This window comes from Micrococcus sp. LASM2_SD2 (genome assembly GCF_057364565.1).
Map to the genome: position 1 here is coordinate 1 of NZ_JBNFOB010000072.1, position 9,101 is coordinate 9,101.

6 protein-coding genes and 1 pseudogene are annotated in these 9,101 nt (G+C 71.3%); 5 read left to right on the forward strand and 2 right to left on the reverse strand.

The features are described 5' to 3' along the window. The coding region (locus tag AC2W7A_RS05615; RefSeq protein WP_485990487.1) for a hypothetical protein at positions 1-251 on the forward strand (251 nt) is incomplete at its 5' end. A 15-nt stretch (positions 252-266) separates the two neighbouring features. On the opposite strand, the gene AC2W7A_RS05620 is transcribed toward AC2W7A_RS05615, so the two are convergent. After that, positions 267-1,085 carry a hypothetical protein gene (locus AC2W7A_RS05620; RefSeq protein WP_485990488.1) on the reverse strand — a complete coding sequence of 273 codons (819 nt, stop codon included), beginning with the start codon at positions 1,083-1,085 and terminating at the stop codon, positions 267-269. A 1,292-nt stretch (positions 1,086-2,377) separates the two neighbouring features. Here AC2W7A_RS05620 and ileS point away from each other — a divergent pair. The 4 genes and pseudogenes from ileS to ndk all read left to right on the forward strand — a co-directional run bounded on the left by ileS (position 2,378) and on the right by ndk (position 8,363). Then, a pseudogene (gene ileS / locus AC2W7A_RS05625) lies at positions 2,378-5,745 on the forward strand (isoleucine--tRNA ligase). Beyond that, entirely contained in the window at positions 5,742-7,289 is a 1,548-nt protein-coding gene (locus tag AC2W7A_RS05630) for a bifunctional folylpolyglutamate synthase/dihydrofolate synthase (protein WP_485990489.1), read from the forward strand. Before ileS ends, AC2W7A_RS05630 begins: the two are co-directional and overlap by 4 nt. 1 nt (position 7,290) lies before the next feature. Beyond that, positions 7,291-7,866: a DUF4233 domain-containing protein gene (locus AC2W7A_RS05635; RefSeq protein WP_485990490.1), complete on the forward strand. Its 576-nt coding sequence runs from the start codon at positions 7,291-7,293 to the stop codon at positions 7,864-7,866. A gap of 74 nt (positions 7,867-7,940) precedes the next feature. Continuing rightward, positions 7,941-8,363: a nucleoside-diphosphate kinase gene (ndk, locus tag AC2W7A_RS05640; protein WP_485990491.1), complete on the forward strand. Its 423-nt coding sequence runs from the start codon at positions 7,941-7,943 to the stop codon at positions 8,361-8,363. A 118-nt stretch (positions 8,364-8,481) separates the two neighbouring features. On the opposite strand, the gene AC2W7A_RS05645 is transcribed toward ndk, so the two are convergent. Further along, a partial coding sequence (locus AC2W7A_RS05645) for a vitamin K epoxide reductase family protein (protein ID WP_485990492.1) occupies positions 8,482-9,101 on the reverse strand: 620 nt, incomplete at its 5' end.

Below are 9,101 nucleotides of genomic sequence, written 5' to 3' on the forward strand. Positions count from 1 at the left end.
CCACGGCCCGGGGGGGACGCGAGCGCGGACCTGTGGCCACGGGCGTGCGTGTCGCCGCGGTCGGTGCAGCGATCGGCGCGGTCGTCGCGACGGCGATCGTGCTGCCCGACCGGATTGTGGAGAAGGCCGTGGCCCGAGTCGGCGTCCGTCGGCCGCGTCTGGTCATGGTCGGGGCCGCCGTCGTCTTCGGCGCGGTGGAGGAGGCGGTCGAGGGCCGGGGCCCCGGGGCGGCGGACTCCTCGCAGGGTTGAGCGCGGCGCCCGACGTCACCGTCGATCCGTGCGCGGCACCCCCGCCTCGTCGAGGAGTCGGCGAAGCCGGGACGGGTCGCGGGCCTCCGCCCAGGACCAGTGGAGGACCCTGGAGCAGACCCGCTGCAGGCGGAGCTCCCGCTGCTGCTCCCGCCGCAGGTAGCGATGTCGATCCGCGCTGCTCGCATGGGCGTCGACGTCGTACTTCCCGACTCCGTCGAACTCGCCCGCGATGCCGCGGGAACGCCACAGGAAGTCGACCCGGGCCACGAAGCCCTCGGCGTCCGACACCGTCACCTGCAGCTCCGGGAGCTCGAACCCGAGCTGGAGCATCATGCCGCGGCTGACCGACTCGCCGGGCGACTCGGCCAACGGCGAGGCATGGTTCCACGCCTCGCCGAGTCTCCGACCAGCTGACCGGGTCGGCGAGAACGCGATCGCGGCCTGGACCACGTCGTCGGCGGCGGACTGCGGAGCCACCGACCCCAGCGGTAGGCGCACATCCGTCGGCGGGTCGGGGGTCGGACCGAGCCTCACGCCGGCGGAGTCGACGCCTCGCCATGCCAGGGCGTCCAGCACGGGCAGCGACTCACTCGGGACGGTCTCCTTCAGGCCGAGGGCCAACGCCGGGGCGAGCGCCTCCACGGTGACACGCCCGATGACCTGACCGTCGGAGAGCACGACGGGAACGACGACGGTCGGCCGCTCCGGGTCCTCGTCCGGCGGGACGCGGTGCCGGTGGCGGACGGGGAGCAGCAGCTTCGGAGCGGGTGTGGAAGATCCCCACTCGGTGGGGTCGGCTGACGTCTGCTCCTCCTGGAGCGCCGTGATCATGCGAAGACTCCGGTCAGGCGCGGCGTACGCCTCGATCCGCGGAGCTGGTCGTGCTCGGCCCGATCCTCGGCCCAGGAGCTCGACGTGCGGAAGATGCCGCCCGAGGGGCAGTCCGTGGAGTGCCAAGGCCGTGGAGCCGGCGATGACGGGGGGACGGACCCTGCGCGTTCGGGCGACCGCCACGGCGCAGAGCTTCTCCCGGTCCCACCGTGCGGACAAGTGCCACACGTCCAACGGCACATAGGCGCCGTGGGCCAGTCGCACGAGCTCGCCGCGTGCGAAGCCTCCGCGCAAGGCGTCCTTCCATCCTCGGGAGGAGGAGCTCCCGGCCGTCAGCACCGGCGATCCCGTCTGAGCCGTCACCTCCGCCCAGCGTTCCTGCCAGACCCGTTCCCTGGTCGACTCCGTGACCACCGCCGTCATCTCGGCCCCCTTCCAGACGTCTCTCGGTGAGGGCGGCCGGCTCGCCGGCACCCCGTGATCGTCAGTCTTCCCCGAGGCCGCCTCCCGGCGCTGGGGTCGAGGGCGATCTGTGGACAACGCGACGGCGAAGGCGACGACGAGGGGGCCGTCGTCGTTCCTGTGGAGGAGCGGTGCCTGTGAGGAGGGGTCTGTGGCCGGTGCGGGGGAGCCGGCGCTGCCACGGGAGGGGAGCTGTGTGAGCCGCCCGTCTGCATCGTTCCGATGCAGAGCATGCGAGGGGCGCTCCGGATCGGATCGAAGGCACTGGAAACCGGGCGCCCTCGGATTCCGGTGACGTCGATCCGAAAGTACGCGCGCCGCGCACGACGCATTTCGGAACGAGCGGACGATGACGGGTGACACGATGACGGGTGACACGAGGACGAGCGGACGATGACGGGGCAGGACGACGAGGACAGTGGGGGCACGCCTGGCCACGCCGCAGATCCACTACCCCCGGCCCGCGGCGCATCCTCTACACTGGGGCGCACAGGCGTCGACCCGGCCATCACCGGCGAGCCTCCGGAAGAACAGGCCCTGACCGCAGCGCACCACAGGCACCGCGGCGCAGGTCCCCAGTAGAACCGGACGGGTAAGCCCGTCACAGCAGTCTCGAGCGGTCGCCCGCGCACGGCCCCACGGCCCCGCGGACGGCAAGCAGGGTGGTACCGCGCCCGCACCGCCCGGCACGACGTCGGCCGCCCCGGCCCGTCATGCAGGCCCGCGAGCGTCCTTGCAGCAGCGGCACCGCCGGACCTCCACTCAGGTCCCGGCAGCCGGCTCCCACCGGGAGTAGACCCCACGCAGCCAAGGACCGCAAAGGACGCCTCGTGTACCCTCTCGCCTCCACCGACCCCGCCTCCGGCACCGCCGCCTCCCCGCGCTTCCCGGAGATCGAGGAGCGCATCCTCAAGTACTGGGATGAGGACGGCACCTTCCAGGCCTCGATCGACGCCCGCGCCGCCCAGAACGAGGACGGCACGCCCAACGAGTTCGTCTTCTACGACGGCCCCCCTTCGCCAACGGCCTGCCGCACTACGGCCACCTGCTCACCGGCTACGTGAAGGACCTCGTGGCCCGGTACCAGACGCAGCAGGGCCGTCGTGTGGAGCGCCGGTTCGGCTGGGACACCCACGGCCTGCCCGCCGAGCTCGAGGCGATGAAGCAGCTGGGCATGACGGACAAGGCCCAGATCGAGCAGATGGGCATCGACCGGTTCAACGACGCCTGCCGCGAGTCCGTGCTCAAGTACACCCGCGAGTGGCAGGACTACGTCACCCGCCAGGCCCGCTGGGTGGACTTCGACAACGACTACAAGACCCTCACCCCGGACTACATGGAGTCCGTGCTCTGGGCCTTCAAGTCCCTCCACGAGAAGGGCCTGACCTACCAGGGCTTCCGCGTCCTGCCGTACTGCTGGAAGGACGAGACCCCGCTCTCGAACCACGAGCTGCGCATGGACGACGACGTCTATAAGATGCGCCAGGACCCCTCGGTCACCGTGTCCTTCCCGCTGACCGGCGAGGTCGTCGAGGGCGGCTCCGCCTCCGCCGAGACGGCCGCCGCGCTCGCCGGCGTGCACGTGGTCGCCTGGACCACCACCCCGTGGACCCTCCCGACCAACGAGGCCCTCGCGGTGGGTCCGGAGGTCGCCTACGCCGTGGTCCCGGCAGGTCCGGCCGGCGCCGCAATCGACGCCGAGCGCTTCCTGCTCGCGAAGGACCTCGTGGGCACCCACGCCAAGGAGCTCGGCTACGCGGACGCCGCGGCCGCGCTCGAGGCCGTCACCGAGACCCACGCCGGCTCCACCCTCGGCGGCCTGCGCTACGCTCCGCTGTTCACCTACTTCGCGGACGCTGAGGAGTACGGCACGCAGAACGCGTGGCAGCTGCTGGTGGACGACTACGTCTCCACCGAGGACGGCACCGGCGTGGTCCACCAGGCCCCGGCCTACGGTGAGGACGACCAGCGCGTCTGCGAGGCAGCCGGCATCCCGGTGATCCTCTCAGTGGACGAAGGCGCAAAGTTCCTGCCGCTGTTCGGCAGCCAGGAGAACGGCGGGGGAGTCCTGAAGGACATCGCCGGCGTCCAGGCGTTCGAGGCGAACATGACCATCGTCCGTGCCCTGCGGGCCATGGACCGCGTGTTCCGCGAGGCCTCCTACGAGCACTCCTACCCGCACTGCTGGCGCTGCCGCACCCCGCTGATCTACCGCGCCATCACCTCCTGGTACGTCTCCGTCACGGAGTTCAAGGACCGGATGCTGGCGCACAACGAGGACATCAACTGGATCCCGGGCAACGTGAAGCACGGCCAGTTCGGCAAGTGGCTGGAGAACGCCCGGGACTGGTCGATCTCCCGCAACCGCTACTGGGGCTCCCCGATCCCGGTGTGGGTCTCGGACCACCCGGACCACCCGCGCACTGAGGTCTACGGCTCCCTGGCCGAGCTGGAGGAGGCCTTCGGCCGCCTGCCGGTGAACGCGGACGGCGAGGTGGACCTGCACCGCCCGTGGATCGACGACCTCACTCGCCCGCACCCGGACCCGGAGGCCGCCGCCGCAGGCGCCACCATGCGTCGTGTGGAGGACGTGCTGGACGTGTGGTTCGACTCCGGCTCCATGCCGTACGCGCAGGTGCACTACCCGTTCGAGAACAAGGAGTGGTTCGACTCCCACAACCCGGCGGACTTCATCGTCGAGTACATCGGCCAGACCCGCGGCTGGTTCTACACGCTGCACATCCTGGCCACGGCGCTCTTCGACCGTCCGGCGTTCTCGAACGTCATCTCGCACGGCATCGTGCTGGGTTCGGACGGGCAGAAGATGTCCAAGTCCCTGCGGAACTACCCGGACGTGAACGAGGTCCTGGACCGGGACGGCTCGGACGCCATGCGCTGGTTCCTCATGGCCTCCCCGATCCTGCGCGGCGGCAACCTGATCGTCACGGAGGAGGGCATCCGCGAGGGCGTCCGCCAGGTGCAGCTGCCGCTGTGGAACGCGTGGCACTTCTTCAGCCTGTACGCGAACACGGCCACCGCCGAGGGCACCCGCCCGGAGGGCTACCGTGCCCAGCCGAAGCACTCCGCCTCGGACCCGCTGGACCAGTACATCCTGGCCACCACGGGCACCATGCTCCGTCAGGTCAAGTCCGCCCTGGACGCCTACGAGGTCTCGGACGCCTGCGACGCCCTGCGCTCCTACATGGACACCCTGACCAACTGGTACATCCGGCGGTCCCGCCAGCGCTTCTTCGCCGAGGACACGGACGCGATGGACGTGCTGTACACCGCGCTGGAGGCCTTCACGCGCGCCGCGGCCCCGCTGCTGCCGCTGGTGTCCGAGGAGATCTGGCGGGGCCTCACCGGCGGCCGCTCGGTCCACCTGACCGACTACCCGGACGCGGACCTGTTCCCGCACGGTCCGGAGGCCGACGCGCTGATCGCCCGCATGGACGCGGTCCGCGCCATCACCTCGGCCGGCTCGGCGCTGCGCAAGGGCGCCAACCGCCGTGTGCGCCTGCCGCTGGCCTCCCTGTCCGTGGTGGTCCCGGACGCCGCCGGACTCGAGGGCACGTTCGCCCGCATCATCGCGGACGAGCTGAACCTCAAGGACGTGGCGCTCTCCGAGCTGACCCCTCAGGCGGTGGCCGAGTACGGCATCGGTACCGAGCTGAAGCTGAACTTCCGCGAGCTGGGCAAGGCGTTCGGCAAGCAGGTCCCGCTGATCAAGAAGGCCGTGGACGCCGGCTCCTATGCCCAGACCGAGTCCGGCCTGCAGGTGAGGCTCGACGACGGCCCCGTCACCCTGGCGCCGGAGCTCTACGAGCTCCGCACCGTCACCTCCGGCGCCCCGGAGGGCACCGCGGTCGGCGTCCTGTCCGGCACCTCCGGCTTCCTGGTGCTGACCACCGAGGTCTCTCCGGAGCTCGCCGCCGAGGGCACCGCCCGTGACGTCGTCCGTGCCGTCCAGTCGGCCCGCAAGAGCGCCGGCCTGGACGTCTCGGACCGGGTGCGCACCGTCATCACGGCCCCGTCGGCCGTGGCCGCCGCCCTCCAGGCGCACCGCGACCTCATCTCCCGCGAGACCCTCACCACGGACCTCGTGGTGGAGGACTCGGGTGCCGAGGACCCGCGCAGCCACGCCGCGGACGACGCCACCAAGACCGTAACCGTGACCGTGGAGAAGGCGGACGCATGATCGACCCCGCACAGGGCCACGTGGACGCCCCGCGGGACGTCGCCGGCGTCTACCGCGACCTGCTCGCCCGCGCCCCGGAGAACCGGATGGAGCCGCGCATGGAGCCGATGCGCCGGGTGCTGGCGCTGCTGGGAGACCCCCAGCACGCCGCCCCGGTCATCCACCTGACCGGCACCAACGGCAAGACCTCCACGGCCCGCATGATCGAGGCGGTGCTGCGCTCCTACGGGCTGCGCACCGGCCGGTACACCTCCCCGCACCTGGAGAAGGTGACCGAGCGCATCAGCATCGACGGCGATCCCGTCTCCGACGAGACCTTCGTCCGCATCTGGGCGGAGATCCTCCCCATGGTGGAGGTCATGGACGCCGAGCTCGAGGCCGCCGGAGAGCCACGCCTGACCTACTTCGAGGCCGTCACCACCCTCGCGTTCGCCGTGTTCGCGGATGAGCCGGTGGAGGTCGTCGTCCTCGAGGTCGGCCTCGGCGGCATCACGGACGCCACCAACGTGGCGGACGCGAAGGTCTCCGTGGTCACCCCGATCAGCCTGGACCACACGGACCTGCTGGGGGAGACGGAGGCGGAGATCGCCGAGGAGAAGGCCGGGATCATCAAGCCCGGAGGCTTCCTCGTCTCGGCCGCCCAGGACCGGGACGCCGCCCAGGTGCTGCTCGAGGCCGCCCAGGCCGCGGACGTACCGTACCGCTTCGAGGGCGTCGAGTTCGGCGTGATCGGACGCTCCCTGGCCGTCGGCGGCCAGCAGGTGTCCGTGCGGGGCATCGCGGGGGAGTACGAGGACCTCACCCTCCCGCTCTACGGCGAGCACCAGGCGGAGAACCTGGCCGTCGCCGTCGCGGCGCTCGAGGCGTTCCTCGGCGGCGGCGAGAAGCCCCTGGAGATCGAGCTGCTGCGCGAGGGCATCGCCCAGGTCACCAGCCCGGGGCGCCTCGAGGTGCTCCGCGCCGCACCGACGATCATCGTGGACGCCGCCCACAACCCGGACGGCGTGCGCGTCTCCGCCCGCGCCGTGAAGGAGTCCTTCGGCCTGACGCGCCTGGCCCTGGTGGTGGGCGTGCTGGCGGAGAAGGACGCCCGCTCCATGCTGGAGACCCTGTACCGGGAGTTCGGCGAGCTGGTGGAGGACATGGCGGTCACGCAGTCCTCCTCGCCACGGGCCATCCCGGCCGGCGAGCTGGCCCAGCTGGCCCTGGACGCCGGCTGGCCGGAGGAGGACGTGTTCGTCACCGAGTCCGTGCCGGACGCCCTCGAGTGGGCCGTGGGCCGCGCCGAGGCCGTGGACACCTCCGCGGACGAGCTCGCCGGCGGCACCGGCGGCGGTGTGCTGGCGATCGGCTCCATCACCCTGGCCGCAGACGTCCGGCACCTGCTCGGTGCGCCCGCGTCCCCGGGACCGGTGACGGTCGCCGCGCGCGGCATCGACCCGGCAGACCTGCTCGGCGCGGTCGGCCTGGACGAGGAGGACGAGGACGCCGTGGACCCCGAGGTCCTCGACGTCCTGGACGACGACACGGACGGAGGTCGCTGACATGGCCCACACCCCGAACGACCCGGAGAGCCCCCGCTCCCGCGCCGCCGATCCGGCCGACACCGCAGCATCCGACGCGGCAGGCTCCGGCGCCTCAGACCCGGCCGCCACCCCGGACGCCGGCTTCGGCTCCGAGGACTGGCGTCCGGCCCGAGAGACGAAGTCCCAGCAGGCCTGGCGTCCGGGCACCAAGAAGAAGCGCCGCTCCATCCAGGCGCTGTTCGCCTCCTCGGTGCTCTGCCTGGAGGCGATCGTGCTGTTCTTCCTGGGCATGACGCTCTTCGGCCTGAACCGCGGCGAGGACCACGCGGTGTGGTTCATCGTCGGCTACTCGCTGCTGGCGGTCGTCGCGGTCCTGACCTGCGCGATCATCCGGAAACCGGCGGGTATCCTCATCGGCTGGGCCCTGCAGCTGGTGCTGATCCTCTCCGGCTTCTGGGAGTACTCCATGTTCGTGATCGGGCCGCTGTTCGCCCTCGCATGGTGGTACGCCGTGGCCCGCGGCCGAGCGATGGACGCGGAGAACCGGGAGCGCGACCGCCTGCAGGCCGAATGGGAGGCCGAGCACGGCGCCTGAGCCGTCGGCCGCGACGCACCTGACCACTAGGCTGGTCCGAGGAACCCAGACCCCCTTGAGCGAAGGAGACCCCTGTGACCCAGAACCACGAAGAGACCCTCGTCCTGGTGAAGCCGGACGGCGTCGCCCGCGGCCTGACCGGCCAGATCCTCGCCCGCATCGAGGCGAAGGGCTATGTGATCGCGGAGCTGAAGATGCTCACCCCGAACCGGGACATGCTGGTGAAGCACTACGAGGAGCACGAGGGCAAGCCGTTCTTCGAGCCACTCGTGGAGTTCATGGGCTCCGGTCCGGTCGTGGCGGCCCGGGTGACCGGCAACCGCGTGATCGAAGGCTTCCGCTCCCTCGCCGGCGCCACCGAGCCGACCACCGCCGCCCCGGGCACCATCCGCGGCGACCTCGGCCGCGACTGGGGCGAGCAGGTCCAGAAGAACCTGGTCCACGGCTCGGACTCGACCCTCTCGGCCGAGCGCGAGCTCGGCATCTGGTTCGGCTGATCCGCACCGGACCCCGTTCCTGACGGGGGACCCTTCGTCCCCGCTTCACGACGTCGCCGCACTTCCGTACGGAAGGTGCCGGGCCGACGTCGTGGGTCAGGTCCGCCGAAGGCGGCCGTCAGAGGCCGAGCACGCCCAGGCCGAAGTGGAGGACGATCGAGGCGAAGACCGCGAGGTAGATCAGGACGACCACGGGCCAGGCGAAGTCCCGGGCCTTGTCCCGCAGCCCCTCCGAGGCCGGGATGATGCCGTTCTGGATGTTCGCGGAGGTGGTCATGACGGCCTGGACGATCACCATGGCCCAGACGATCATGCAGTACAGGCAGAGGGTGTTGATCTGGTAGACCGCCGCATACCAGAGCCACCCGGCGAAGCCCAGGCCCGCGAGGACGCCCAGGTTCATCAGCAGCCAGTACCAGCGGGCGAAGCGGGCCCCGGCGAACAGGGACACGGCCACCGTGATGAGCACGGAGAAGCCGACGACGCCGACGTACGTGTTCGGGAAGCCGAACGTCCCGGCCTGCCAGGACTGCATGACCTTGCCGCAGGACATCCAGGGGTTGAGGTCGCAGCTGGTGCGGTGGTTCGGGTCCACGGCCAGGATCGAGCGCTCGACGATGATGATGATCGTCGCCGCGACCGCGATCAGCGAGGTGATCAGCAGCATCGCCGCGAAGCCGCGCGGCGGGCCAGGGCGCGCGGTCGTCCGGGTACGGGGCCGTGGCGCGCGGGGTGAGG